Annotated in this window: 21 protein-coding genes; 14 read left to right on the top strand and 7 right to left on the bottom strand. The window is 59.4% G+C overall.

All coding sequences use genetic code 11. The features are described 5' to 3' along the window. Window positions 1-31: 31 nt before the first annotated feature. Window positions 32-946 (bottom strand): 5-dehydro-4-deoxyglucarate dehydratase, encoded by a 915-nt coding sequence (gene kdgD, locus V5E99_RS18105; RefSeq protein ID WP_499803711.1) that lies wholly within the window; start codon window positions 944-946, stop codon window positions 32-34. A 234-nt stretch (window positions 947-1,180) separates the two neighbouring features. Here kdgD and V5E99_RS18100 point away from each other — a divergent pair, with 234 nt between their 5' ends. Both V5E99_RS18100 and V5E99_RS18095 read left to right on the top strand, forming a co-directional pair. Next, window positions 1,181-2,485: a hypothetical protein gene (locus V5E99_RS18100; RefSeq protein ID WP_499803664.1), complete on the top strand. Its 1,305-nt coding sequence runs from the start codon at window positions 1,181-1,183 to the stop codon at window positions 2,483-2,485. A gap of 15 nt (window positions 2,486-2,500) precedes the next feature. Then, a complete protein-coding gene (locus tag V5E99_RS18095; RefSeq protein WP_499803663.1) occupies window positions 2,501-2,692 on the top strand; it encodes a hypothetical protein in 192 nt (63 codons plus the stop codon). A 158-nt stretch (window positions 2,693-2,850) separates the two neighbouring features. Here the strand turns inward: V5E99_RS18095 and V5E99_RS18090 are convergent, their stop codons facing one another. The 4 genes from V5E99_RS18090 to V5E99_RS18075 form a co-directional block, all read right to left on the bottom strand. Further along, window positions 2,851-3,600, bottom strand: a complete 750-nt coding sequence (locus V5E99_RS18090; RefSeq protein WP_499803662.1) for a FadR/GntR family transcriptional regulator — start codon at window positions 3,598-3,600, stop codon at window positions 2,851-2,853. Window positions 3,601-3,787: 187 nt separating this feature from the next. Then, window positions 3,788-5,515, bottom strand: coding sequence for an ABC transporter ATP-binding protein/permease (locus V5E99_RS18085; RefSeq protein WP_499803661.1), 1,728 nt, complete (start codon window positions 5,513-5,515; stop codon window positions 3,788-3,790). 97 nt (window positions 5,516-5,612) lie between these two features. Continuing rightward, window positions 5,613-6,173, bottom strand: a complete 561-nt coding sequence (locus tag V5E99_RS18080; protein ID WP_007942792.1) for a response regulator transcription factor — start codon at window positions 6,171-6,173, stop codon at window positions 5,613-5,615. After that, window positions 6,166-7,428 carry an ATP-binding protein gene (locus tag V5E99_RS18075; RefSeq protein ID WP_499803660.1) on the bottom strand — a complete coding sequence of 421 codons (1,263 nt, stop codon included), beginning with the start codon at window positions 7,426-7,428 and terminating at the stop codon, window positions 6,166-6,168. Before V5E99_RS18075 ends, V5E99_RS18080 begins: the two co-directional genes overlap by 8 nt. A 326-nt stretch (window positions 7,429-7,754) precedes the next feature. Between V5E99_RS18075 and V5E99_RS18070 the strand changes: the two genes are divergently transcribed. The 10 genes from V5E99_RS18070 (at window position 7,755) to V5E99_RS18025 (ending at window position 21,999) form a co-directional block, all read left to right on the top strand. Continuing rightward, window positions 7,755-8,474 carry an SIMPL domain-containing protein gene (locus tag V5E99_RS18070; RefSeq protein WP_499803659.1) on the top strand — a complete coding sequence of 240 codons (720 nt, stop codon included), beginning with the start codon at window positions 7,755-7,757 and terminating at the stop codon, window positions 8,472-8,474. A 914-nt stretch (window positions 8,475-9,388) separates the two neighbouring features. Continuing rightward, entirely contained in the window at window positions 9,389-10,990 is a 1,602-nt protein-coding gene (locus V5E99_RS18065; protein WP_499803658.1) for an ABC transporter substrate-binding protein, read from the top strand. A 235-nt stretch (window positions 10,991-11,225) separates the two neighbouring features. Continuing rightward, the gene (locus V5E99_RS18060; RefSeq protein WP_499803657.1) at window positions 11,226-12,875 is read left to right on the top strand and encodes an ABC transporter substrate-binding protein; all 1,650 of its coding nucleotides are present in this window, start codon (window positions 11,226-11,228) and stop codon (window positions 12,873-12,875) included. Window positions 12,876-13,174: 299 nt separating this feature from the next. Next, on the top strand, window positions 13,175-14,776 hold the full coding sequence (locus V5E99_RS18055) for an ABC transporter substrate-binding protein (protein ID WP_499803656.1): 1,602 nt from the start codon (window positions 13,175-13,177) through the stop codon (window positions 14,774-14,776). Window positions 14,777-14,946: 170 nt separating this feature from the next. Continuing rightward, entirely contained in the window at window positions 14,947-16,359 is a 1,413-nt protein-coding gene (locus V5E99_RS18050; RefSeq protein WP_499803655.1) for an OprD family porin, read from the top strand. Window positions 16,360-16,436: 77 nt separating this feature from the next. Beyond that, window positions 16,437-18,032: an ABC transporter substrate-binding protein gene (locus V5E99_RS18045; protein ID WP_499803654.1), complete on the top strand. Its 1,596-nt coding sequence runs from the start codon at window positions 16,437-16,439 to the stop codon at window positions 18,030-18,032. 74 nt (window positions 18,033-18,106) lie between these two features. After that, window positions 18,107-19,117 (top strand): ABC transporter permease subunit, encoded by a 1,011-nt coding sequence (locus V5E99_RS18040; RefSeq protein ID WP_499803653.1) that lies wholly within the window; start codon window positions 18,107-18,109, stop codon window positions 19,115-19,117. Between the two features lie 11 nt (window positions 19,118-19,128). Further along, window positions 19,129-20,040 carry an ABC transporter permease subunit gene (locus V5E99_RS18035; protein ID WP_499803652.1) on the top strand — a complete coding sequence of 304 codons (912 nt, stop codon included), beginning with the start codon at window positions 19,129-19,131 and terminating at the stop codon, window positions 20,038-20,040. A 10-nt stretch (window positions 20,041-20,050) separates the two neighbouring features. Continuing rightward, on the top strand, window positions 20,051-21,019 hold the full coding sequence (locus tag V5E99_RS18030) for an ABC transporter ATP-binding protein (RefSeq protein ID WP_133838507.1): 969 nt from the start codon (window positions 20,051-20,053) through the stop codon (window positions 21,017-21,019). Further along, window positions 21,019-21,999 carry a peptide ABC transporter ATP-binding protein gene (locus V5E99_RS18025; protein WP_499803651.1) on the top strand — a complete coding sequence of 327 codons (981 nt, stop codon included), beginning with the start codon at window positions 21,019-21,021 and terminating at the stop codon, window positions 21,997-21,999. Before V5E99_RS18030 ends, V5E99_RS18025 begins: the two co-directional genes overlap by 1 nt. 179 nt (window positions 22,000-22,178) lie before the next feature. On the opposite strand, the gene V5E99_RS18020 is transcribed toward V5E99_RS18025, so the two are convergent. Next, window positions 22,179-22,439, bottom strand: coding sequence for a hypothetical protein (locus V5E99_RS18020; RefSeq protein WP_499803650.1), 261 nt, complete (start codon window positions 22,437-22,439; stop codon window positions 22,179-22,181). A 381-nt stretch (window positions 22,440-22,820) separates the two neighbouring features. Further along, window positions 22,821-24,404 (bottom strand): peptide chain release factor 3, encoded by a 1,584-nt coding sequence (locus V5E99_RS18015; protein WP_499803649.1) that lies wholly within the window; start codon window positions 24,402-24,404, stop codon window positions 22,821-22,823. Between the two features lie 447 nt (window positions 24,405-24,851). On the opposite strand from V5E99_RS18015, the gene V5E99_RS18010 reads away from it, so the two are divergent. Both V5E99_RS18010 and V5E99_RS18005 read left to right on the top strand, forming a co-directional pair. Continuing rightward, window positions 24,852-25,568, top strand: coding sequence for an ABC transporter permease (locus tag V5E99_RS18010; protein WP_123516416.1), 717 nt, complete (start codon window positions 24,852-24,854; stop codon window positions 25,566-25,568). Window positions 25,569-25,588: 20 nt separating this feature from the next. Then, window positions 25,589-26,482 carry a glycine betaine ABC transporter substrate-binding protein gene (locus tag V5E99_RS18005; protein ID WP_499803648.1) on the top strand — a complete coding sequence of 298 codons (894 nt, stop codon included), beginning with the start codon at window positions 25,589-25,591 and terminating at the stop codon, window positions 26,480-26,482. Window positions 26,483-26,489: the final 7 nt, after the last annotated feature.

Below are 26,489 nucleotides of genomic sequence, written 5' to 3'. Positions count from 1 at the left end.
GATCACTCAGCGGCCTTATTAATCGGGATGGTTACTGCGCACCTTGCTTGTCGATCAGCGCGGCGAGCATTTCGTACTCTTCGCCGGTCAGGTCGGTCAGCGGTGCACGCACAGGACCTGCGTCATAACCGGCAATTTTAGCGCCGGCCTTGACGATGCTCACCGCGTAACCGGATTTACAGTTACGGATGTCCAGGTATGGCAGGAAGAAGTCGTCGATGATCTTGCCGACGGTGGCGTGATCGTCGCGAGCAATGGCGTGGTAGAAATCCATCGCGGTTTTCGGGATGAAGTTGAACACCGCCGAGGAGTAAACCGGCACGCCCAGGGCCTTATAAGCAGCGGCGTAGACTTCGGCGGTCGGCAAACCGCCCAGGTAGCTGAAGCGATCACCGAGGCGGCGACGGATCGACACCATCAACTCGATATCGCCCAGGCCATCCTTGTAGCCGATCAGGTTCGGGCAGCGCTCGGCCAGGCGTTCCAGCAGCGGCGCGGTCAGGCGGCACACGTTGCGGTTGTAGACCACGACGCCGATTTTTACCGATTTGCACACGGCTTCAACGTGGGCGGCAACGCCGTCCTGGCTGGCTTCGGTCAGGTAGTGCGGCAGCAGCAACAGGCCTTTGGCGCCCAGGCGTTCGGCTTCCTGTGCGTATTCGATGGCTTGACGGGTCGAACCGCCAACACCGGCCAGAATCGGCACGCTGGTTTCGCAGGTGTCGACGGCAGTCTTGATGATTTCCGAATATTCGCTGGCCGCCAGAGAGAAGAACTCACCGGTGCCGCCTGCGGCGAACAACGCCGTGGCGCCGTATGGGGCCAGCCATTCGAGACGCTTGATGTAGCCCGCGCGATGGAAATCGCCCTGAGCATTGAAATCGGTGACCGGGAAAGACAACAGGCCGGAAGAGAGGATGGACTTCAGTTCTTGTGGATTCATTATTCGAACACCCTGGGTAGCAACGTTTGTGTGTGAGGAAACCGTTCAGCCTTCGCCGAGTTGTATGTCATCGTACAACTTAAAATATAACCGTCAACTGCATTTCATCGCCGTCCTCAGAATTTGAGTCAGACAAAGTGATTTCTTGACCTAGGAAGATTCTCGGCTAGGCTCGTTTTAACTGTATATACACACAGCTAATGGAGCATCTACCTACGACATATCAAGGAGCTAGAAATGTCAGGTCTACACACAAAACCGAAGGAACAGCCGAAGCAGGCCATCGCCCGTTTCGATGATCTTTTTACCGAACACGGCATTGCCATTACCGGACATGACGATCATCTGGTGCTGCACATTGCCGAGCATCACCGCCATCCGCCGCAATCGACTTCTGCTGCCGGCAACGCCTTGAAAGGCAAGCCCGTACAGAAGTTCGAGGGCGGCGAACACACCGCCATTGGTGATCAAACCCTGCTGCGCTTCGTCGAGAATGCCGCGCCGATCCTCGCCCATGAGGTGCAACTGCACCTGCCCAACGGGCTCGCCCCCACCTACGGTCAGGTACTGGCATTGGGCGGGGATTTTTATGGCATCCCGGATCGGCCGATCAGCGACGGCGCCACCCCGGTGGATCGCCTGAACCGCTTTATTGCCGCGTTCGACACCTTGGCGGTGCTGTCCGCGTCGAACGTCGAGGCGGTAAAAATCCTCGCGGTGATGCAGAAAGAAATTGACGCCGTGAAGCAGGCGATCAAGGACGGTAAACAACCTCACGAAGCCTACGACGCCCTCGGTGATACGTTGTCCGAGGAGTGGAACAAAATCACCGGCGGCGGCAGTTTCGTCTCGGCGCTGTTCCCGTTGGGGCGTTACCTGAAACTGGCGGCGAACAACGCCGACCACTTTGGCGAATGGGCGCAGCAAGCTTACATCGCCGGTCACACCGCTGCGCTGCAACACGCGGCAGCGGCCCACGCCGCCAAGGATGAAAAACAGCTGGAAGTCGCCTACGCGATGAACGCCTTCGCCGACCACTTCCTCACCGACCTGTTTTCCGCCGGCCATCTGCGTGTGCCACGCAAAGCGATGGCGGCAGCGGTGACCCCGAGTGATCTGGGTTCGCTGATTACCCGCTTCATGCACGACGAAGACAGCAAGTTCGGCCTCAATGTGCGCAATGGCAACGGCGAGCAATGGCGTGCGTATGGGGACAAGCGCTACTTCGATGCCATCGACAGCGCCAATCGCCAGCACGTCAACCAAGCGGTCCAAGTGTCGGCGGATGAAGTGTTTGCGGCGTACCTCAGCGGCACGGTTCCGGCCTTCAACAGCTTTGCGGCGTTGAAACAACTGCCGGACCTGCAAGCGCTGCTGAACCTGGCGAGCAACTTCTCACCGCTGTTCCGGCTTGAGGGCAGCAAAGTGCTGCGGCGCAAGGACGTGAACAACCTCAACGACACCGCCACCGTGGACGACTGGTGGGGCTGGAGCACGTATTTGCTGCTCAAGGATTACCACCCAACCGGCAATGTGGCCTGATAAGGAGATCTGAAGATGACGATTAAATTGAAACTGGAATTGGCTTCGAACCAATCGCTGAAGGGTGCGCCGCTGGAGTTGTTGTCCAGGGGTGTACCGATTGCGCGGGGGGTTGTGGATGCTCAGGGGATGGTGGCTTTTGAAGCCAAGGCTGGGGCGGCTGAATTGGCGGTGCGGGTGGATCGGTCGATTTTGAGGGTTGGCTGAGGGTATTGCATCAAGGCATCTGGCCTCTTCGCGAGCAAGCCCGCTCCCAAAATGGGTCTTCGGTGGACACACTATTTGTGAACACCGCCGATCAAATGTGGGAGCGGGCTTGCTCGCGAAAGCGTACTGCCAGGCAACAAATTCTCAACAGGGAAAACCTACCCGCGCTGCGCCTCGGCCTCTTCATGGGCATGACGCAGCCGCTCGCGGCTATTGGTCAAATGCAAACGCATGGCTGCCCGCGCCGCATCGGAATCCTGTCGGGCAATCGCGTCGTAGATCTCTTCGTGCTCACGGCTCAGGCGATTCATGTAGTGCTGCTGATCATCATGGGCCAGGCGCGCGGAGTTCAGCCGCGTGCGCGGAATGATGCTGGTGCCCAGGTGGGTCATGATGTCGGTGAAGTAGCGGTTGCCGGTGGCCAGGGCGATTTGCAGGTGGAACTGGAAGTCCGACGCCACGGCATCGCTGGCATGGGAGGCGCTTTCGTTCAGCGCATCCAGCGCCGCACGCATCAAGGCCAACTGCTCGGCGCTGCGGCGTTGCGCGGCGAGGCCGGCGGATTCCACTTCCAGGCTGATGCGCAATTCGAGGATCGCCAGCACGTCACGCAGGGTAACGACGGTGGCCGGGTCGATACGGAAACCGCTCGGGCTCGGCGTGTCGAGCACGAAGGTGCCGATGCCATGACGGGTTTCAACCTGCCCGGCGGCCTGCAAACGGGAAATTGCTTCACGGACCACGGTGCGGCTGACGCCATGGGCATCCATGATCGCCGACTCGGTGGGCAACTTGTCGCCGCGTTTGAGTTGGCCGTCGCGGATCTGCTCGGACAGCACCGTCACCAGTTCCTGAGCGAGGCTGCGGCGCTTGCGAGGGAGGCGTGGGGCGTCGATCGGGTTTTCCATGGTGAACGTCTGTCTCGAAAATTCGGCTGAAATCGCATCATAGCGCAAGCGGGTTGTACGATCACCGTCGGGCTGCCGGACATGCTCAACCCCCGTAGGAGCTGCCGAAGGCTGCGATCTTTTGATCTTGAAAAATAAAAATCAAAAGATCGCAGCCTTCGGCAGCTCCTACAGGGGATTACGGTGTTTAGGCAGTCACGGCTTGATCCACCAGGTGGCCATTGTCGATGCGGATATGTCGTGGGTGGAAGCGCTTCAAGCTGCTGCGATGGCCGACGCTGACGATGCTCAGCCCCGGCAACTCATCGATCAACGCCTGATACAGCGACGCCTCGTCCTCTTCATCCATCGCCGACGTGGCTTCGTCCATGTACAGCCATTGCGGTGCATACAGCAGCGCGCGGGCGAAGGCCAGTCGTTGCTGTTCACCCGGCGACAACAGACGCTGCCAGTGATTGGCTTCGTCCAGACGCGCCACCAGATGCGGCAAGCGGCAGGTCTCCAGCACTTGCACATAACGCTCGGCCGGATAGGTGTCGCCAGGCTGTGGATAACTCAGGGCTTCACGCAACGTACCAATCGGCAGGTACGGCTTTTGCGGCAGGAACAGATAACGCGCCGCCGGCAACCGAATATTGCCGTGACCCGCCGGCCACAAATGCCCCATCGCCCGCAGCAAAGTGGACTTGCCGCTGCCGGAACGGCCGCTGAGCATGACGCGCTCGCCCTCTTCCACGGTCATGTCGGCATTGGTCAGCAAATGACGACCGTCGGCCAGGTCGAGACCGAGGTTGTGGATTTTCAGCTCAGAACCCTGGTTCTGCACATCAATGGCCGGCGTACGTTCTTCGTTATCGGCCATGGCCTGGCGGAAACTCAGCAGACGATCACAGGTGGCGCGCCACGAGGCGAGGTCCGAATACGCGCTGATAAACCAACTGAAACTCTCTTGCACATTGCCGAACGCCGAGCTGATTTGCATCAGCTCACCGAGTTCGATCTTGCCGGCGAAGTAACGCGGCGCGGCGACGATGAACGGGAAGATGATCGCGATCTGGCTGTAACCGGAGGTAAAGAACGTCAGGCGCTTGGACACCTTCATGATGTCCCAGAAGTTGTGCCAGACCATGCCGAAACGGTTGCTCAGACGACGGTTCTCGTTCGGCTCGCCGTTGTACAGCGCGATGCTTTCGGCGTTCTCGCGCACCCGCACCATGGAGAAACGCAGGTCAGCTTCGAAACGTTGTTGTTGGTTGTTCAGGCCGATCAAGCGACGACCGATCAAATGCGTCAGCCAACTGCCGACCGCCGCGTACACCAGTACGCACCAGAACATGTAGCCAGGAATCTCATAGCCGAACACCTCGATGCTGCCCGACACGCCCCACAAAATGATCGAGAACGACACCAGGCTGACGATGTTGCGAATCAGCCCAAGACCCAGGCTCAGGGTGTTGGAGGTGAAGTTGTTGAGGTCTTCGGAAATCCGCTGGTCCGGGTTATCGGTGTAACCGCCCTGTTCCAACTGATAGTAATTTTTGTCGCCGAGCCAACGGGCGAAGTATTTCTCGGTGAGCCAGGCCCGCCAGCGGATCGTCAGCATCTGCGTCAGGTACAGCCGGTACACCGCGCCGACAATCGCCACGGCGGCAATCGCGCAGAAATACAGAATCAGTTTCCAGAACGCCGCTTCGTCCTTCTTTTGCAGGGCGTTGTAGAAATCCTTGTACCAGGTGTTGAACCACACCGAGATCCCGACGCTGATCAGCGACAGGGCAATCACGGCGATCAGCAGCGTCCAGGCCTTGACCTTCTCTTCGCTGCGCCAGTACGGCGTGGTCATGGCCCAGACTTTGCGGAAAAACTGCCCGCGCACCGCATCGTTGACCGCGGAATATTCAGCGTTCTGATTCATGGATAAGGCTCGATAGAGAAAAGAACACGCACGAACCGATCATAGATGATCGGTTCGGTTTGTCGCGAGGCGTGACCTGCATTCGTTCAGCGCAGGTTCAGCGGCGAACCGGGCGCTTCTGCAGTTTGCGCTGCAGGGTGCGGCGGTGCATGCCCAAGGCGCGGGCCGTGGCGGAGATGTTGCCTTCATGCTCGGTCAGCACACGCTGGATGTGCTCCCACTGGAGGCGGTCCACGGACATCGGGTTTTCCGGCACCAGGGTGTCGAGGTCGGCGTGCTCGGACAGCAACGCCGCCAGCACGTCATCGGCGTCCGCCGGTTTGCACAGGTAATTGCAGGCGCCGCGCTTGATCGCTTCGACAGCGGTGGCGATGCTCGAATAACCGGTGAGGATCACCACGCGCATTTCCGGATCGAGTTCGAGCAGTTTGGGCAGCAACACCAGACCCGAATCGCCGTCCATTTTCAGGTCGAGGGCCGCGTAGTCCGGCAGGTCGGCCTGGGCGATGGTCAGGCCTTCTTCGGCGGAGCCGGCGGTGCTGACGCGAAAACCCCGGCGGGCCATGGCGCGGGCCATCACGCGGGTGAACGTGGCGTCATCGTCTACCAGCAACAAATGCGGCAGTTCTTCGCCTTCTACTTGGATCTCGTCACTCATGTTCGTCTCCTCGGGCGACACGGGGCAGGCGCAGCTCGGTAAGCGTGCCACCTTCCTCATGACTGTAGAGTTTCACTGAGCCGCCGGCGCGAGTCACGCTGGCCTTGCTCAAAAACAGGCCCAGGCCGAAACCTTTGCCCTTGGTGGTAAAAAACGGTTTGCCGATCTGCTCGGCGATGGCCAGCGGCACACCGGCACCGTGATCGCGAATGCTGATGGTCAAGTCTTCGGCATTCCAGTCCAGGGTCACTTGCAGCCCTTCGGGGCAAGCGTCGGCGGCGTTGTTCAGCAAGTTCAGCAGCGCCTGGGTCAGGTCCGGCGGCGGCGCCATACGCGGCACCGTGCCTTGGCCCAGACGCTGGAAGCGGTAACTGGCTTCCGGGCGCATCAGGTGCCAGCGGTTCAGGGCTTCGTCGAGCCAGTCGGTGACGTCCTGCATCTCCACGGCCAGGCGTCGATTGGCTTCGGCGGCACGCACCAGTTGTTGCAAGGTTTCTTTGCAGAGTTTGACCTGATCCTGCAGCACCTTCAGATCGTCCTGCAACAGCGGGTCCGGATGATCCTGTTGCATCTCTTTGAGCAACACGCTCATGGTCGCCAGCGGCGTACCCAATTCATGGGCAGCACCGGCGGCTTGGGTCGCGACGGCCAACAATTGCTGGTCGCGCAGGCCTTCCTCACGGCGGATCGCCCGCAATTCTTCCTGCCGGCGCAGTTCTTCGGCCATGCGCGCGGCGAAGAACGTGATCACGGCGGCGGCCAGGGCGAAACTCAGCCACATCCCGTACACCTGCAGGCTTTCCCGGGCGATCGGGAAGGTTTGCAACGGGTAGAACCGCGCCAGCAGCAGGGTGTACAGGGTCAGGGCGATGCCGGACAGAATCACTGAGAACCGCCACGGCAGGGTCACGGCGGCGATGGTCAGCGGCACCAGGTAATAAGACACGAACGGGTTGGTCGAACCACCGGAGAAATACAGCAAGGCACTGTGGATAAACAGGTCACAGGCCAGTTGCACGGCGTATTCGAGCTCGGTCACCGGCCAGGAGGTGCGCAAGCGAATGGCCGTGAAGGCGCACAGCAGCATCGAGCAGCCGAGGGTCATCGCCAGTTGAAACCAGGGCAATGGCAGCAAATCGAACCAGTAGGCAAGCCCTACGGAACCGGCCTGGGCGGCCAGCACCAAAGTGCGGATGAACGTCAGCCGCCAGAGATTCTGGCGCGTTGCGGAAGTGAGTTGAACGGGGGCGAGCATGAGCTCTCCTGATGAGCGCTCCAGGCGGATCGCACGGAGTATAACCAAGCACGGGGGCTGACAGGCAAAAGTGCGGCAAACCGCCACATGGCGGGAAGTGATGTGGCGTCTATGAGTACGCCGTCGCGGGCAAGCCTTGCTCCTACAGGTCCGAGGCGTGCACACATCTCTCGTACGCCTCGGACCGGTAGGAGAAAGGCTTGCCCGCGAATGGCTGCTTATCTGTATAGAAGTTGTAACTGGGCGAACCGGATCATAAAAGCTACAGTCTGATGGTTTCACGCAGGCTCGGACTTTAACCCCTGCGCCCCTTCAAGGAGCTTTTCATGCACACACTTCGCCGCAGCGCCGCCCTTCTCGCCCTCAGCGTTGGCACCATCGCCAGCCTCCCGGCCCTGGCCGCCGACGAATTGCATTACAACCAGATCGCCCTGCGCGCCGAAGTCAGCCAGGAAGTGGCCCGCGACCTGATGATCGTGACCCTCTACACCGAAGAACAAAACACCGACCCGGCCAAACTCGCCGCCGACGTCAGCACCACCATGAACAAAGCCCTGGCCCAGGCCAAGCAAGTCAAAGACATCACCCTGCGCCAGGGCAGCCGCAACAGCTACCCGATCTACGACACCAAAGGCCAGAAAATCACCGGCTGGCGTGAACGCGCCGAACTGCGCCTGGAAAGCTCCGACTTCGCCGCCCTGTCGAAACTCACCGGCGAATTGCTCACCGACCTGAAAATGGGCGGCATGGACTTCGCCATCGCCACCCCAACGCGCAAGGCCAGCGAAGACGCGCTGCTCAAAGACGCCGTCACCGCCTTCAAGGCCCGCGCGCAACTGGCCACCGATGCGCTGGGCGGCAAGGGTTACAAAATCGTCAACCTGAACCTCAACAGCAACGGCTATCCACAACCGTACATGCGCGCACCGATGATGATGAAAGCGGCCGCCATGGACTCGGCACCGGTGACGCCGGATGTTGAAGCCGGCACCAGCCAGGTCAGCATGACGGCGGATGGTTCGATTGAAGTGTTGATGACGCCTTAATGAGTTAAGCCTGTATATAAGAGCGGCGATCACTGATGTGATCGCCGTTTTTTATTGCCTGTCGAACACCCGCAAGGGTTTGTAGTGTTTGCCCGGCCGCCTTCGCAGGCAAGCCAGCTCCCACAATTTGACCCAGTACATCCGGGAGAGAATGGTCAGCTGTCAGGCCGCCATCGCGGGCAAGCCTTGCTCCTACAAAAGCAAAAGCAGAAGCAGAAGCAGAAGCAGAAGCAGAAGCAGAGCAGAGCAGAGCAGAGCAGAGCAGAGCAGAGCAGAGCAGAGCAGAGCAGAGCAGAGCAGAGCAGAGCAGAGCAGAGCAGAGCAGAGCAGAGCAGAGCAGAACAGAACAGAACAGAGCAGAGCAGAGCAGCACACACCGCACCGCCCCAAACCACTCATCAGGCCGAGCGTTAGCTCGCCTGCAGCTCTTGATCTTGATCCACCCGCCCCTTCGGGAGGCTGAGTGGAGGTGTTCATCTGGGGGCAGGCGCGCAGCGCCGTGCGACGAAGTCGCACACATCGAGAGGAGGTCGAAGCGAAGCCGACCGGAGGCGATGCCCCCAGATGAATACCGGAACGAAGGAACGCCGAGCCTCAGCGAGGGGCCGGACGCTCGGGGCGAGACCTTTGGTTCCTTTGGGGCGTTTGCCAAAGGGACTCGCCGTAAGGGCGAAACCGCCAGCCGCCGCTACCGCAGAAATGGATATTCACCCCGTCAACAAGAACCTGGTCGGCTATCAGGCCGCCAAGATCGCAGCCTTCGGCAGCTCCTACAGTCAGAACCGAGTACATCCCGAGAAAACCGCCAACTATGCCCAGACACAGGGGTCCCCCTGAAAAAACGATATTTCCGTCCAACCGGTCAACAACGCTACTCTCAGGAGATACCGCTACCCAAATTCCCCGGGGACTCCATGGAAAGAACCACCGTCAAACCACTCCTGCTCGCTATCGCCCTGGCCACCACCGCCCCGTTCGCCCAAGCAGCCACCACCCTGGTCTACTGCTCCGAAGCCAGCCCCGCCGGTTTCGACCCCAGCCAATACACCAGCGGCACCGACTTCGACGCCTCGGCCGAAACCGTCTTCAACCGCCTCACCCAATTCAAACGCGGCGGCACCGAGGTTGAACCCGGATTAGCAACCAGTTGGGACGTGAGCAAGGACGGCCTGAGCTACACCTTCCACCTGCGCGACGGCGTGAAATTCCACACCACCGACTATTTCACCCCGACCCGGGATTTCAACGCCGACGACGTGCTGTTCACCTTCCAGCGCCTGCTCGACCCGCAGAACGCATTCCGCAAGGCCTACCCCGCCGAGTCGCCGTACTTCACCGACATGGACCTGAACAAAACCATCAAAAGCGTCGACAAACTCGACGAGCACACCGTGCGCTTCAGCCTGAACAACATCGACGCCGCGTTCGTGCAAAACCTCGCCATGAGTTTCGCCTCGGTCCAGTCCGCCGAGTACGGCGCGCAGTTGTTGAAGGAAGGCAAAGCTGCGGACATCAACCAGAAACCGGTCGGCACCGGTCCGTTCGTGTTCAAGCGTTATCAGAAGGACTCGCAGATCCGCTACACCGGCAACAAGGCGTACTGGAAACCCGAGGACGTGAAGATCGACAACCTGGTGTTCTCGATCACCCCGGACGCCGCCGTGCGCTTGCAGAAGCTCAAGACCGGCGAGTGCCAGGTCAGCGGCTACCCGCGCCCGGCCGATATCGAAGTGATGGAGAAAGACCCGAACCTGACGGTGCTCAGGCAGGCCGGGTTCAACCTCGGCTTCCTGGCTTACAACGTGACCCATCCGCCGCTGGATCAACTCAAGGTTCGCCAGGCCCTGGACATGGCCATCGACAAGCCGGCCATCATCAAAGCCGTCTACCAAAGCGCTGGCCAACTGGCGCAAAACGCCCTGCCGCCGGCGCAATGGTCGTTTGACCCGAACATCAAGGACGCGCCCCACGACCCGACCAAGGCCAAGGCGCTACTCAAAGAAGCAGGGGTTGCACCCGGTACCACTATTAATTTGTGGGCGATGACCGTGCAACGTGCCTCCAACCCGAATGCGCGGATGTCGGCGCAGATGATCCAGCAGGATTGGGAGAAGGTGGGGATCAAGGCCAACATCGTCAGCTATGAGTGGGGCGAGTACATCAAACGCGCCAAGAATGGCGAGCACGACGCAATGATCTACGGCTGGACCGGCGACAACGGCGACCCGGATAACTGGCTCGGCGTGCTCTACAGCTGCGCTGCGGTGAAAGGTAGCAACTACGCCAAATGGTGCGATCCGGCCTACGACAAACTGGTCCAGCAGGCCAAGCTTTCAACCGACCGTGACGAGCGGGTCAAACTCTATCAACAGGCGCAGAAAATCCTTAAACAACAAGTACCTATTACCCCGATCGCGAACTCGACGGTGTTCCAGCCTTTGCGCAAGGAAGTCACCGACTTCAAGATCAGTCCTTTTGGCCTCACACCCTTCTATGGCGTGGGTATAAATAAGTAACACCGCGCTCCAACCGGGTGCGCAATGCGCCCCGGCCGCCCTCTTGTGGGGCGCCGTTTGCACCGTAAAAAACGTGCGCAAACGGTCAAATGCGTCAATATTTATACATATGCGACATTAAGGTACGTTCGTGCCACTGTTTAAGACCTGTGGCGGTTCTGGATCTTGCAATGGGTATGGCCCCTGCATAAGTATCCGCAGGCACGACTCACGAGGTCGTCCTCAAATTCCAAAAATGACAACAAATCATGAGGCCACCATGCTTAAACACGCGGTCATTCCGTTTTTAGTCGGCGCCAGCTTGTTAGCTGCCGCACCTTTCGCCCAAGCGGCGACTAACCTGGTGTTTTGCTCCGAAGGGAGCCCGGCCGGTTTTGATCCTGGTCAGTACACCACCGGAACCGACTTCGACGCCTCTGCAGAAACCATGTTCAACCGTTTGACCCAGTTCGAACGGGGCGGCACCGCTGTCATTCCTGGTCTGGCGACCAGCTGGGATATCGCCCAGGACGGCCTGACGTACACCTTCCATCTGCGTGAAGGCGTCAAGTTCCACACCACGCCGTACTTCAAGCCAACTCGTGAGTTCAACGCCGACGACGTCCTGTTCACCTTTAATCGCATGATTAACAAGGATGATCCGTTCCGCAAAGCGTACCCGACCGAATTCCCGTACTTCACCGACATGGGGATGGATACCAACATCACCAAGATCGATAAAGTCGACGACCACACCGTCAAGTTCACGCTCAAAGAAGTCGACGCGGCGTTCATCCAGAACATGGCCATGAGCTTCGCCTCCGTGCAGTCCGCCGAGTACGCTGCCCAGCTGCTCAAGGAAGGCAAGGCTGCCGACATCAACCAAAAGCCGATCGGCACTGGTCCGTTCGTGTTCAAGAGCTACCAGAAAGACTCCACCATCCGCTACACCGGGAACAAGGACTACTGGAAGCCTGAAGACGTCAAGATCGACAACCTGATCTTCGCCATCACCACCGACCCGTCGGTACGTATTCAGAAGCTGAAAAAGAACGAGTGCCAGGTCACCCTGTTCCCTCGTCCAGCCGACCTGAAGGCACTGAAAGAAGATCCGACCCTGAAGATGCCTGACCAGGCTGGCTTCAACCTGGGCTACATCGCCTACAACGTGATGGACAAGGTCAAGGGCAGCGACGAAAAGAACCCGCTGGCTGACCTGCGCGTTCGTCAGGCGCTGGACATGGCCGTCAACAAGCCGCAGATCATTGATTCGGTTTACCAGGGCGCGGGCCAATTGGCCGTCAACGCCATGCCGCCGACCCAGTGGTCCTACGACACCACCATCAAGGATGCCAAGTACGACCCTGAGAAAGCCAAAGAGCTGCTCAAGGAAGCTGGCGTCAAAGAAGGCACCGAGATCGTTCTGTGGGCGATGCCGGTACAGCGTCCGTACAACCCGAACGCCAAGCTGATGGCTGAAATGCTGCAGTCCGACTGGAAGAAAATCGGCCTGAACGTGAAGATCACCAGCTACGAGTGGGGCGAGTACATCAAGCGTTCCAAAGGCGGCGAGAACCAGGCCATGATCATTGGCTGGAGCGGCGACAATGGGGACCCGGACAACTGGCTCAACGTTCTGTTCGGCTGCGACTCGCTGAGCGGCAACAACTTCTCCAAGTGGTGTGACAAGAAGTTCGATGGCCTCGTAAAAGAAGCCAAGCGCACGACCGACCAGGCCAAGCGCACCGAGCTGTACAAAGAGGCGCAACACGTCCTCAAAGATGCAGTTCCAATGACACCTATCGCACACTCGACGGTGTATCAACCCATGCGCAACACCGTACAGGACTTCAAGATCAGCCCATTCGGCTTGAACTCGTTCTACGGCGTCAGCGTCAGCAAATAAGGTTTGGCAACGGCGACGTGTTTAACGTCGCCGTTGCTTTATCTGCCGGGAAAGTAGGAATTTTCTGACAGCCAAACCCACTGCGTACCACAGCAGAGGTTTAGGACGCGTCGGTTTTTCCCACAAGCTTTTAGGACCTTTCCGCATTTACTGCCAGACCCACGGCCCATACCGTCGGGATCTGACCAGTTTGTGCGTGGGCTCTCGGTTTGCTGCACGCCATGGTTTGAACTCAATGAAGCCCCACGTCCACGGAAAGGACGGTGGCTCGTTGTTAAACACTAAAAAGAGGGAGCGTCATGCGCCATACCTTGGTTTTATCCGCATTGCTGGGCACCGGCCTGTTGGCCGCCACTTCCGTCAGCCAGGCCGCCAGTAACAGCCTGGTGTTCTGTTCCGAGGGCAGCCCCGCCGGTTTCGACACGGCGCAGTACACCACTGCGACCGATAACGATGCCGCCGAGCCGCTGTACAACCGATTGGCAGAGTTTGAGAAAGGCGCGACCAATGTCGTACCAGGCCTTGCAACGAGCTGGGATATTTCCGAAGACGGCCTCACGTACACCTTTCACCTGCGCGAAGGGGTGAAATTCCACACCACGCCTTACTTCACGCCGACCCGCGATTTCAATGCCGATGACGTGCTGTTCACGTTCAATCGCATGCTCGATCCACAACAACCTTTCCGTAAGGCTTATCCGACCGAGTTCCCGTATTTCAACGGGATGAGCCTGAACAAGAACATCGCCAAGGTCGAGAAGACCGGGCCGCTGACCGTGGTCATGACGCTCAACAGCGTGGACGCCGCGTTCATCCAGAACATCGCCATGAGCTTCGCCGCGATTCTGTCCGCCGAGTACGCCGACAAGCTGCTGGCCGAGGGCAAGCCAAGCGACATCAACCAGAAACCGATCGGCACCGGGCCGTTCGTGTTCAAGAGTTACCAGAAAGACTCGAACATCCGTTACACCGGCAACAAGCAGTACTGGGACCCGAGCCGGGTCAAGCTCGACAACCTGATTTTCGCCATCAACACCGATGCGTCGGTACGGGTGCAGAAGCTCAAGGCCAACGAATGCCAGATCACCCTGCACCCGCGCCCGGCCGACGTAGAAGCACTCAAGAACGACCCGAAACTCAAGCTGATCGAGAAGCCCGGTTTCAACCTCGGTTACATCGCCTACAACGTGCGGCACAAACCGTTCGACCAGCTCGAAGTGCGCCAGGCGCTGGACATGGCGGTGAACAAACAAGGCATTCTCAACGCCGTGTACCAGGGCGCCGGGCAGTTGGCGGTCAACGCCATGCCGCCGACCCAGTGGTCCTACGACGAGACCATCAAGGACGCCGCCTACAACCCGGAAAAAGCCAGGGAGTTGCTCAAGGCTGCCGGCGTCAAGGAAGGCACCGAAATCACCCTCTGGGCCATGCCGGTCCAGCGCCCGTACAACCCCAACGCCAAGTTGATGGCCGAGATGCTTCAGGCTGACTGGGCGAAAATCGGTCTGAAAGTGAAGATCGTCAGCTACGAATGGGGCGAGTACATCAAGCGCACCAAGAATGGCGAACACGACATCAGCCTGATTGGCTGGACCGGTGACAACGGGGACCCGGACAACTGGCTCGGCACGCTGTACAGCTGCGACGCCATTGGCGGCAACAACTACTCCATGTGGTGTGATCCGGCTTACGACAAGCTGATCAAGCAGGCCAAAGTCGTCACCGACCGCGACCAGCGCACCGTGCTTTACAAACAGGCGCAGCAATTGCTCAAGCAGCAAGTGCCGATCACGCCAGTCGCTCACTCGACGGTCAACCAGCCGTTAAGCGCCAAAATCGAAGGGTTCAAGGTGAGCCCCTTCGGTCGTAACGTGTTCTCGGGTGTCAGCATCGATCAATAACCGATAAGCCAAAAACGCTGGGGGCGGATTTCGCCCTCACGCAAGCGTATTGCCGTAATTCGTCAATCCGGCCTACAGCAAACGTTTGCGAAGCGTTGAATGAGTTCTAAACCAATAGCCGGGCCACAAAAAAACCGGCATTAAAAAAAAGAAAGAAAGGAGCTTCACCCATGAAACTGAGCAGCACCGCGATCCTGGCCTTGGCCATCAGCAGCATCACCGCCACGGCGTATGCGGAAACCCAGAGCCAGGAATACACCCCGGTTACGGTCAATACTTCCAGCGCCCAAGCCGATGCAACCGGCTTCCTCGAAGGCTCCACGGTCAAAGGCACGACTCGTAACTGGTACGCCAACGAGCAACTCAAACGTGGCGGCAAGTTCACCTACCGCAAAGACGGTGTAGCCACCCCGACTGATCGCCGGATCAACTGGGTTCAGGGCACCATCGTCAACTTCAGCTCTGGTTTCACTCAGGGCACCGTCGGTGTCAGCACTGAAGTGGCGGCTTACAACGCTGTCGCGCTGGAGCGTAATCGCAAGGACCTGGCGTCCAACAACGGTGGTGCACCGGGTTCGCGTCCAGGCGCCGGCAACAACCGTACCCTGACCAACGAAGGCGGCGACGCTGAAGGCCAGTGGAGCAAACTGGGCCTGGCCAACGTCAAGTTCCGCGTATCGAACACCACCCTGACCGCCGGTCGCCAGAACTTCAGCACGCCAATCGTCGACAACATCGGCAACCGTGCGCTGCCGTCGAGCTTTGAAGGTGTGAGCCTGCACAGCGAAGAGCTGAACAACCTGTCGTTCGACGCTGGCAGCTTCGACCGCGTATCGCCGCGTACCGAAGAGAGCCTGTCGAAATTCCGCTCCGAGTACACCAACAACAACGCCGAGACCGATCGCGTGAGCATCGTCGGCCTGAACTACCAGCCGCTGAAAAGCCTGAAGACCAGCCTGTACGCGTCCAAAGTCGAAGACTTCTGGAACCAGTACTACTTCGGCGCGACCCACGAACTGGGTGACAGCAACGTCCTGAGCCTGACCACCGGCCTGAACTACTACAAAACCGTCGATACCGGCAAAAAGGAAATGGGCGAAATCGACAACGACACCTACTCCCTGTCGTTCGGCCTGACCCACCAGGCCCACAGCCTGACCTTCTCGTACCAGGAAATTAACGGTAACGAGTACTTCGACTACCTGCACGAAACCAACGGCATCTACCTGGCCAACTCCCTGCTGTCCGACTTCAACGGCCCGAACGAAAAATCGTTCCAGATCGCCTACGGTCTGAACATGGCTGAATACGGCGTGCCAGGCCTGAAATTCAACATCTACCAGGCTCGCGGCTGGGGCATCGACGGTACTCACTACACCGGCACCGCCTACGACGTGAAAAACATGGACGGCGAGCACCACTACGAATACGGCATCGGTACTTCGTACGCCGTACAAAGCGGCCCGCTCAAGGCCACCACGATTCGCGCGACCTACACCGCGCACCGTGCCAGCGAAAACCAGTCTGATGGCAGCATCAACGAGTTCCGTCTCGTGACCACCATCCCGTTCAACATTCTGTAAAAACGCCAGCCAGCGGCTGACTCATGACGAGTCGGCCGTTTGGTTTTTATTTGTTCACCGATTGCAGAGGGTTCTTGATGAAAATGCTTCCCCTACGTGCGGCCATCGCTGCCGCGTTGCTGAGTGTCGCTGTTGGCGTCTCGGCCAAACCCTTGGTGGTCTGTACCGAAGCCAGCCCGGAAGGCTTCGACATGGTCCAGTACACGACTGCAGTCACAGCCGATGCGGTGGCCGAAACCATCTTCAATCGTCTGGCGGACTTCAAGCCCGGCACCACCGAAGTGGTCCCGGCACTGGCCGACTCCTGGGACATCAGCGAGGACGGTCTGACCTACACGTTCCACCTGCGCAAAGGCGTCAAGTTCCACACCACCGACTACTTCAAGCCGACCCGCGACATGAATGCCGACGATGTGGTCTGGAGTTTCCAGCGTCAGCTGGACCCGAAACACCCGTGGCACAACAAGTCGAGCGTGGGCTTCCCGTACTTTGAAAGCATGGGCTTCAAGGAACTGCTCAAAAGCGTCGAGAAAGTGGACGACAACACCGTCACCTTCACGTTGACCCGCCGCGAAGCACCGTTCCTGGCTGACATCGCCATGGCCTTCTCTTCGATCTACTCCGCCGAATACGCCGACCAGTTGCTCAAGGCTGACAAGACTGGCGATTTGAACAACAAGCCAATCGGCACCGGCCCGTTCATCTTCCAGCGTTACGCCAAGGATGCTCAGGTCCGCTTCAAGGCCAACCCGGAATACTTCCGTGGCAAGCCGCCGGCAGAAGCACTGATCCTGGCCATCGCCACCGACAACAACGTGCGCCTGCAAAAGCTCAAGGCCAACGAGTGCCAGATCGCGCTGTATCCGAAACCGGATGACATCCCGAGCATCAAGAAAGACCCGAACCTGAAAGTCGATGAAATGAACGCGATGACCGTTTCGTACATCGCCATGAACACCACCCACAAGTACATGAGCGACGTGCGGGTGCGTAAAGCCATCGACATCGCCTTCGACAAAGCGGCTTACGTCAACGCGCTGTTCGGCAAAGGCAATGCGACGGTCGCGGTCAACCCGTACCCGGACACCCTGCTGGGCTACAACCACAAACTGACCAACCCGCCACGTGACCTCGACAAGGCCCGCGCCCTGCTCAAGGAAGCCGGCGTACCGGAAGGCACTACGTTTACCCTGTTCACCCGTAACGGTGGCGGCCCGACCAACCCTAACCCGATGCTCGGCGCGCAGATGATGCAGGCTGACCTGGCCAAGGTCGGGATCAAGATCGATATTCGCGTCATGGAATGGGGCGAAATGCTCAAACGCGCCAAAAACGGCGAGCACGACATGGTGTCTGCCGGATGGGCGGGTGATAACGGCGACCCGGATAACTTCCTGACGCCTATGCTCAGTTGCGAGGCGGCCAAAAACGGCGAAAACTACGCGCGCTGGTGCAGCGAGAAATTCCAGGCGCTGATCGACGAAGCCCGAGCTAAAGTGAACCCGGCCGAACGTGCTGCGCTCTATGAACAAGCCCAAGAGGTCTTTAACCAGGACCAGCCTTGGATCAGCATGGCCCACACCCGTATGTTCACCGCAATGCGCAACAACGTAGAGGGCTACCACATTAGCCCCCTCACCACTAATAACTTCGCCACCACCCAGGTGAAGTAGATAAGAAAACTCCCGGCGTCCCTGACCCCAGGGACGCCAGGCACGCCTAACCGGCTGATGAGGTACCACACAAGATGTTTAGTTTTATTGCCCGCCGACTGGGGCTATTGATCCCCACGTTTTTCGGCATCACCTTGCTGACTTTCGCGTTGATTCGCATGATTCCGGGCGACCCCGTGGAAGTAATGATGGGCGAACGTCGGGTCGACCCCGAAATGCACGCTCAGGCAATGGAACGCCTAGGTCTGAACAAACCCCTGTATGCCCAATACCTGGATTACATCGGCAAGTTGGCCCACGGCGACCTTGGCGAATCGCTGCGTACCCGTGAAAGCGTGTGGAGCGAATTCAAGGTGTTGTTCCCCGCCACCTTCGAGCTGTCGATGGCCGCCCTGTTATTTGCCGGCGTCCTCGGGCTATTGGCCGGTGTGATCGCGGCCTTGAAGCGAGGGTCCCTGTTCGACCATGGGGTCATGGGCATCTCCCTCACGGGATACTCGATGCCGATCTTCTGGTGGGGCCTGATTCTGATTATGTTCTTCTCGGTCAGCCTGGGCTGGACACCGGTCTCCGGGCAGAACGATTTGCTGATCGACGTGGAGCGAAAAACCCACTTCATGCTGATCGACACCTGGCTCAGCGATGAACCGGGCGCGCTACTCGACTACCTGCACCACTTGATCCTGCCAGCCATCGTGCTCGGCACCATTCCGCTCGCTGTCATTGCACGGATGACCCGCTCCTCCATGCTTGAAGTGCTGCGTGAAGACTACATCCGCACCGCCCGGGCCAAAGGCCTGTCGCCGGCACGCGTGGTATTCGTCCACGGCCTGCGCAACGCGCTGATCCCGGTACTGACGGTGGTCGGCCTGCAAGTCGGCACATTGCTGGCCGGTGCAGTCCTGACAGAAACCATCTTCTCCTGGCCCGGCATTGGCAAATGGCTGATCGAAGCCATTGGGGCGCGGGATTATCCGGTGGTGCAAAACGGCATCCTGCTAATTGCCTGCATCGTGATTCTGGTCAACTTCGTAGTGGACGTCCTCTACGGCTTTGCCAACCCACGCATTCGTCACCAGCGCTGAGATCAAGACTAATGAGCACTCCAACCTCCTCAGTAGCAGTCGATCAAAGCCTGCTGTACCCCTCGCCCTACAAAGAGTTCTGGCAAGCGTTTGCCAAGAACAAAGGTGCCGTCGCCGGCCTTATGTTCTTCAGCCTGATCGTGTTTTGTGCGCTGTTTGCCCCTTGGGTAGCGCCGCACAACCCCAGCGAGCAGTACCGTGATTTCCTGCTGACACCTCCCGTCTGGCTTGAAGGCGGCCAATGGCGTTTTTTCCTGGGTACCGATGAACTGGGCCGGGACCTCCTGTCCCGCCTGATCCAGGGTTCACGGCTGTCGCTGCTGATCGGCCTGTCCTCGGTAGTGATGTCGCTGCTTCCCGGCATCCTGATGGGTCTGCTCGCCGGGTTCTTCCCGCGCGTCCTCGGCCCGACCATCATGCGTCTGATGGACATCATGCTGGCCCTGCCGTCCCTGCTGCTGGCCGTGGCGATTGTCGCCATCCTCGGCCCTGGCCTGATCAACACCGTGATCGCCATCGCCGTGGTGTCCCTGCCGTCCTACGTTCGTCTGACCCGTGCTGCGGTGATGGGCGAACTGAACCGCGACTACGTGACCGCCGCGCGCCTCGCTGGCGCCGGCCTGCCGCGCCTGATGTTCATCACCGTGCTGCCCAACTGCATGGCACCGCTGATCGTTCAAGCGACCTTGAGCTTCTCCTCGGCGATTCTCGATGCCGCCGCCCTAGGCTTCCTCGGTCTTGGCGTTCAACCGCCAACCCCTGAGTGGGGCACCATGCTGGCTTCGGCCCGCGACTACATCGAACGCGCCTGGTGGGTCGTCAGTCTGCCTGGTTTGACCATTTTGCTCAGCGTGCTGGCAATCAACTTGATGGGCGACGGCCTGCGCGATGCGCTGGACCCGAAACTCAAGAACGCCGCCTGAGGAGATTCAAATGTCACTGTTAGAAATCAAGAATCTCAACGTTCGCTTTGGCGACAAGAACGCCGTTCCGGTGGTCGACGGGCTCGACATTACCGTGGACAAGGGCGAAGTACTGGCCATCGTTGGCGAGTCGGGTTCGGGTAAATCCGTGACCATGATGGCGCTGATGGGCCTGATCGAGCATCCGGGGATCGTCACCGCCGACGCCCTGAATTTCGACGGCAAGAACATGCTCAAGCTCAGCAACCGTCAGCGTCGGCAAATCGTCGGCAAAGACCTGGCCATGGTCTTCCAGGACCCGATGACCGCGCTGAACCCGAGCTACACCGTCGGTTTCCAGATCGAAGAAGTGCTGCGTCTGCACCTGAAAATGTCCGGCAAGCAAGCGCGCAAGCGTGCCATCGAACTGCTGGAAAAAGTGGAAATCCCAGGCGCCGCCAGCCGTATGGAGGCCTACCCGCACCAATTGTCCGGCGGTATGAGCCAGCGTGTTGCAATCGCCATGGCGATCGCCGGTGAACCGAAACTGCTGATCGCCGACGAACCCACCACGGCCCTCGACGTGACCATCCAGGCCCAGATCATGGACCTGCTGCTGGCGCTGCAAAAAGAGCAGAACATGGGCCTGGTGCTGATCACTCACGACCTCGCGGTCGTGGCTGAAACCGCCCAGCGCGTGTGCGTGATGTACGCCGGCCAAGCGGTCGAAGTCGGTCAAGTGCCACAGTTGTTCGACATTCCGGCGCACCCCTACAGCGAAGCGCTGCTGAAGGCGATTCCCGAGCACAGCCTCGGCGCCACGCGCCTGGCCACGCTGCCGGGTATCGTTCCCGGTCGTTATGACCGCCCGCAAGGTTGCCTGCTGTCGCCGCGCTGCCCGTATGTGCAGGATTCCTGCCGTGCCCAGCGTCCAGGCCTTGACCCGAAAAGCAACAGCCTCGCCCGCTGCTTCTACCCGCTGAACCAGGAGGTGGCGTAATGGCCGTCGTACTTACCGCCCGCGACCTCACCCGTCATTACGAAGTGTCCCGTGGCCTGTTCAAGGGCAATGCGCTGGTTCGCGCCCTCAACGGTGTGTCGTTCGAGCTGGAAGCCGGCAAGACCCTCGCGGTTGTAGGCGAGTCGGGTTGCGGCAAATCCACCCTGGCCCGTGCCCTGACGCTGATCGAAGAACCGTCCTCCGGTTCCTTGAAAATCGCCGGCCAGGAAGTGGCTGGCGCCGACAAGGCCCAGCGCAAGCAACTGCGTAAAGACGTGCAGATGGTGTTCCAGAGCCCCTACGCCTCGTTGAACCCACGGCAGAAAGTCGGTGACCAGCTCGGCGAGCCGTTGCTGATCAACACCAACCTGTCGGCGGCCGAACGTCGCGAGAAAGTCCAGGCGATGATGAAGCAGGTGGGCTTGCGTCCTGAGCACTACCAGCGTTATCCGCACATGTTCTCCGGCGGTCAGCGCCAGCGGATCGCCCTGGCTCGCGCGATGATGCTGCAACCGAAAGTGCTGGTGGCGGACGAACCGACCTCGGCGCTGGACGTGTCGATCCAGGCGCAGGTGCTGAACCTGTTCATGGATTTGCAGCAAGAGTTCAACACCGCCTACGTGTTCATCTCCCACAACCTGGCCGTCGTCCAGCACGTGGCCGATGACGTGATGGTGATGTACCTCGGCCGCCCGGTGGAAATGGGCCCGAAGAACGACATCTACGAGCGTCCGCTGCACCCGTACACCCAGGCGTTGCTGTCGGCCACCCCGACCATTCACCCGGACCCGAACAAGCCGAAAATCAAGATTGTCGGCGAGTTGCCCAACCCGTTGAACCCGCCGTCCGGCTGCGCTTTCCACAAGCGCTGCCCGTACGCCACCGAGCGCTGCAGCACCGAAGAGCCAGCCCTGCGCCCTCTCGATAACCGCCAGGTGGCTTGCCACTACGCCGAGCAATTCCTCGACGGCGTGGCATAAAAAATGTGGGAGCGGGCTTGCTCGCGAAAGCGGTGTGTCAGTCAACAGTGATGTCGACTGACCCGCCCTCTTCGCGAGCAAGCCCGCTCCCACAGGGATTGCAGCTTTACCCGTTAACCAAACCCCTTTTCCTGGATTGCGCATCAGTCCGATAGAAGGGGTTTTCTTTTGTCCGGGGTTTACGACTGGCTATCGCCGTCGTCGTCATCGTCAGTGTCCGGCTCGTCGGTCGTCGAGTCGTCATCACCCTTGCTACCGCCCTGCCCTTCGTCGCCGCCCTCGGATTCCGACTTGGCGATCATCAGACCGCTGCTGTCATGCCCCGGCACCCCATTAAATCCCTGTGGATGGCTTGGGCTGGACGCCCACGCGGCGGACGTGCCGAGGGACAGCATCACCAAAACCTTAAGCAACAGCACAACGCGTTGAAAAATGCTCATAGCCGATTCCATCCTTTCTGAGATGCCGCATGGGTGCCTGACGGCGCATGACCCGCGTGCCGTGGCGCTGAATGAAATCTAGTTCCGATCGGCCGGGTTCTCCAGATAGGACGCTAACGAAGGGTCGGAATTGCCGTTATTGCGCAGATTGGTTTGGAATAACGGTTATGCCGAAAAGATCGCAGCCTTCGGCAGCTCCTACGGGGTGTAACCGATTCCGGGCAGGCGCTGCCGAAGGCTGCGATCTTTTGATCTGCCGCACAAAAAACCCCGCAGCTTTCGCAACGGGGTTTTCGGTGCACCTCACAACCTGCAGGAGCAAAGCTTGCTCGCGATGGCCATTATGAAACCGCCACCGCAGGCAATTCCTGCGCCTACAAATTAATGATGCTCACGGGTCGCGCGGAATTTCACGTCCGGCCAGCGCTCTTCCATCAGCGCCAGGTTGACCCGGGTCGGGGCCAGGTAGGTCAGGTGGCCGCCGCCGTCGATGGCGAGGTTTTCCACAGCCTTGACCTTGAACTCTTCAAGCTTCTTCTTATCGCCGCAATCGATCCAGCGTGCGGAATAAACAGTGATCGGCTCGTACGAGCACTCGACCTTGTATTCCTCTTTCAAGCGGCTGGCGACCACGTCGAACTGCAGCACACCGACGGCGCCGAGGATGATGTCGTTGCTGCGTTCCGGGAAGAACACCTGGGTCGCGCCCTCTTCGGCCAATTGCTGCAAGCCCTGACGCAGTTGCTTGGATTTCAGCGGATCGCGCAGGCGCACGCGGCGGAACAGTTCCGGGGCGAAGTGCGGGATGCCGGTGAAACCCAGGACTTCGCCTTCGGTGAAGGTGTCGCCGATCTGGATCGTGCCGTGGTTGTGCAAACCGATGATGTCGCCGGCAAACGCTTCTTCCAGTTGCTCACGTTCGGAGGAGAAGAAGGTCAGCGCGTCGCCGATCCGCACGTCTTTGCCGGTGCGCACGTGGCGCATCTTCATGCCTTTTTCGTACTTGCCGGAGCAGATCCGCATGAAGGCGATGCGGTCGCGGTGTTTCGGGTCCATGTTCGCCTGGATCTTGAACACGAAACCGGCGAATTTTTCTTCGACCGGCTCCACGGTGCGCTCGTTGGCCACACGGGCCAGGGGTTTCGGCGCCCAGTTGACCACGGCGTCGAGCACGTGATCGACACCGAAGTTGCCCAATGCGGTACCGAAGAACACCGGGGTCAGTTGGCCGTCGAGGAATTCCTGTTGATTGAATTCGTGGCAGGCGCCCTGCACCAGTTCCAGTTGATCAACGAAGCGATCGTATTCGTCACCGAGGTGCGCGCGGGCTTCATCGGAATCGAGCTTCTCGATGATTTTCACATCGGTGCGCTCGTGGCCGTGACCGGCGGTGTACACGATGATGTAGTCGTCGGCGAGGTGATACACGCCTTTGAAATCGCGGTAGCAACCGATCGGCCAGGTGATCGGCGCAGCCTTGATCTTCAGGACCGCTTCGATTTCGTCGAGCAGTTCGATCGGGTCGCGGATGTCACGGTCGAGTTTGTTGATGAAGCTGACAATCGGCGTGTCCCGCAGACGGCAGACGTCCATCAGCGCGATGGTCCGTGGCTCTACACCCTTACCGCCGTCGAGGACCATCAAGGCCGAGTCCACTGCCGTCAGGGTGCGGTAGGTATCTTCGGAGAAGTCTTCGTGGCCCGGGGTGTCGAGCAGGTTGATCATGTGGTCGCGATACGGGAACTGCATGACCGACGTGGTAATCGAGATACCACGCTGCTTTTCCATTTCCATCCAGTCGGAGGTGGCATGGCGGTCGGACTTGCGAGACTTCACCGTGCCCGCAATCGCAATCGCCTTGCCCATCAGCAAGAGCTTCTCGGTGATGGTGGTTTTACCCGCATCGGGGTGGGAAATAATGGCGAAAGTGCGGCGTTTCGCGACTTCGGCGGCCTGGTTGGTCATGGGAAATCGCCTGGCAGGTGATTCAAAAAAGGGCGGCGAGTATAGCGCAAACCGAGCGCCACGGACCACCGCTCGTACCCTCTCCCGAACTCCGCATCCCCCCGTAGGAGCTGCCGAAGGCTGCGATCTTTTGATCTTGGCGTTTACGCGACCACTGAAGATCAAGATCAAAAGATCGCAGCCTTCGGCAGCTCCTACGGTGGCAATTGGATGTTATTTATGGAACCTTTTAAAAGGTGCAGACGTCCACTCCCCTGTTACTGCACTCGTACCAGGGGCTGATAAATCAGCAAGTTAGCCTGACGAGGCTGCGCTTATGGCTCGATTCATGTCCCTTTGCGGACATAGAACGCGCTGCTTCTCGCGAACGTTTTATTCCCGGCAGCCAGTGATGGGATTGCCACACGGGACTGCGTTCGCCGACCAAGAAAAAAAAGGAGTCCGCCTGTGGCTATTCGCTATGGCAAGGGGCTTATAGGAGGTGCGGTTGTCGTCGCACTCCTGGCCCTGCTGGTCCACTGGATTGGCATCAACACGATCGAACATTACCGCGACGATTTGTTGTTTTACCTGCAAGCTCACTTGATTCTCGTCCTTGTCTCCATGCTGGCCGCCCTCGTTGTGGGCATACCCGCCGGTATCTTCCTCAGCCGCCCCAACATGGTGGGCCGCGCTGAACGCTTCATGCAGATCTTCAACATCGGCAACACTGTGCCGCCACTCGCCGTACTGGCCATCGCCCTGGGGATTCTGGGCATCGGCAGCGGTCCCGCGATCTTCGCCCTGTTCCTCGCCTCGCTGCTGCCGATCGTGCGCAACACCTATGAAGGCCTGAAAAACGTCCAGGGTTCGCTGAAAGAAGCCGCTGTCGGCATCGGCATGACCCCGACGCAAGTGCTGTGGCGGGTCGAACTGCCGAACGCGGTGCCGATCATCATCGGTGGCGTGCGTGTGGCGCTGGCGATCAACGTCGGCACCGCACCGCTGGCGTTCCTGATCGGCGCCAACAGCCTGGGCAGCCTGATTTTCCCTGGCATCGCCCTGAACAATCAGCCGCAACTGCTGCTCGGCGCGGCATGCACCGCCCTGCTGGCCTTGCTGCTCGACGGTCTGGTGACACTCGCCAGCCGCCTCTGGCTCGAACGCGGCCTGCGCCCGTCTTAAGCCTCGGCAAAGGAAATTTTATGAAGAAGCTAACCTTGATCATGGGCTGCGTCCTGCTGTTCGCAGGATTTGCCCAAGCCGCTGAAAAACCGGTAATCCGCATCGGCGCCCGGGTGTTCACCGAGCAAACCCTGCTGGCGGAAATCACCTCCCAATACCTGCGCACCAAGGGTTACGACACTCAAGTCACCGGCGGTCTGGGCAGCAACCTGGCCCGCAGCGCCCACGAAAGTGGCCAACTCGACTTGATGTGGGAATACACCGGCGTCTCGCTGGTGGCGTACAACCACGTCACCGACAAGCTCGACAGCGAACAGTCCTACGCCCGGGTGAAAGAACTCGACGCGAAAAAAGGCCTGGTCTGGCTGACGCCGTCGAAATTCAGCAACACCTACGCCCTGGCCCTGCCGGAAACCACCGCCAAGGCTTATCCGCAGATCAACACCATCAGCGAGCTGAACACGGTGTTGCAGGCGGAGCAGAAGGACAATCACCTGGTGGCCCTGGACACCGAGTTCGCCAACCGTTCCGACGGTCTGGACGGCATGGTCAAGCTCTACGGCATGAACCTGACCCGCAAAAATATCCGCCAAATGGACGCCGGACTGGTCTACACCGCCCTGCGTAACGGCCAGGTGTTTACCGGTCTGGTCTACACCACTGACGGTCGATTGAACGCTTTCAAACTCAAACTGCTCGAAGACGACAAGCATTACTTCCCGGACTACACCGCCGCGCCGGTGGTGCGTCAGGTCTACCTCGACGCCCATCCCAAGCTGGCCGAAGAACTCAAGCCACTGGCTGAACTGTTCGACGACGCGACCATGCGAGCGCTCAACGCCCGGGTCGATGTCGATCACGAAAGCCCTTCATCCGTTGCCGCAGATTTCCTGCGCCAGCACCCCATCAACTGAGGAGGAG

The sequence above is a fragment of the Janthinobacterium sp. LPB2021202312-11-4 genome (assembly GCF_037049705.1).
In the GTDB taxonomy this organism is placed as follows: Bacteria; Pseudomonadota; Gammaproteobacteria; order Pseudomonadales; family Pseudomonadaceae; genus Aquipseudomonas.
The sequence above is the reverse complement of the archived record's forward strand: the minus strand, read 5'-3'. Positions and strand labels throughout refer to the sequence as shown.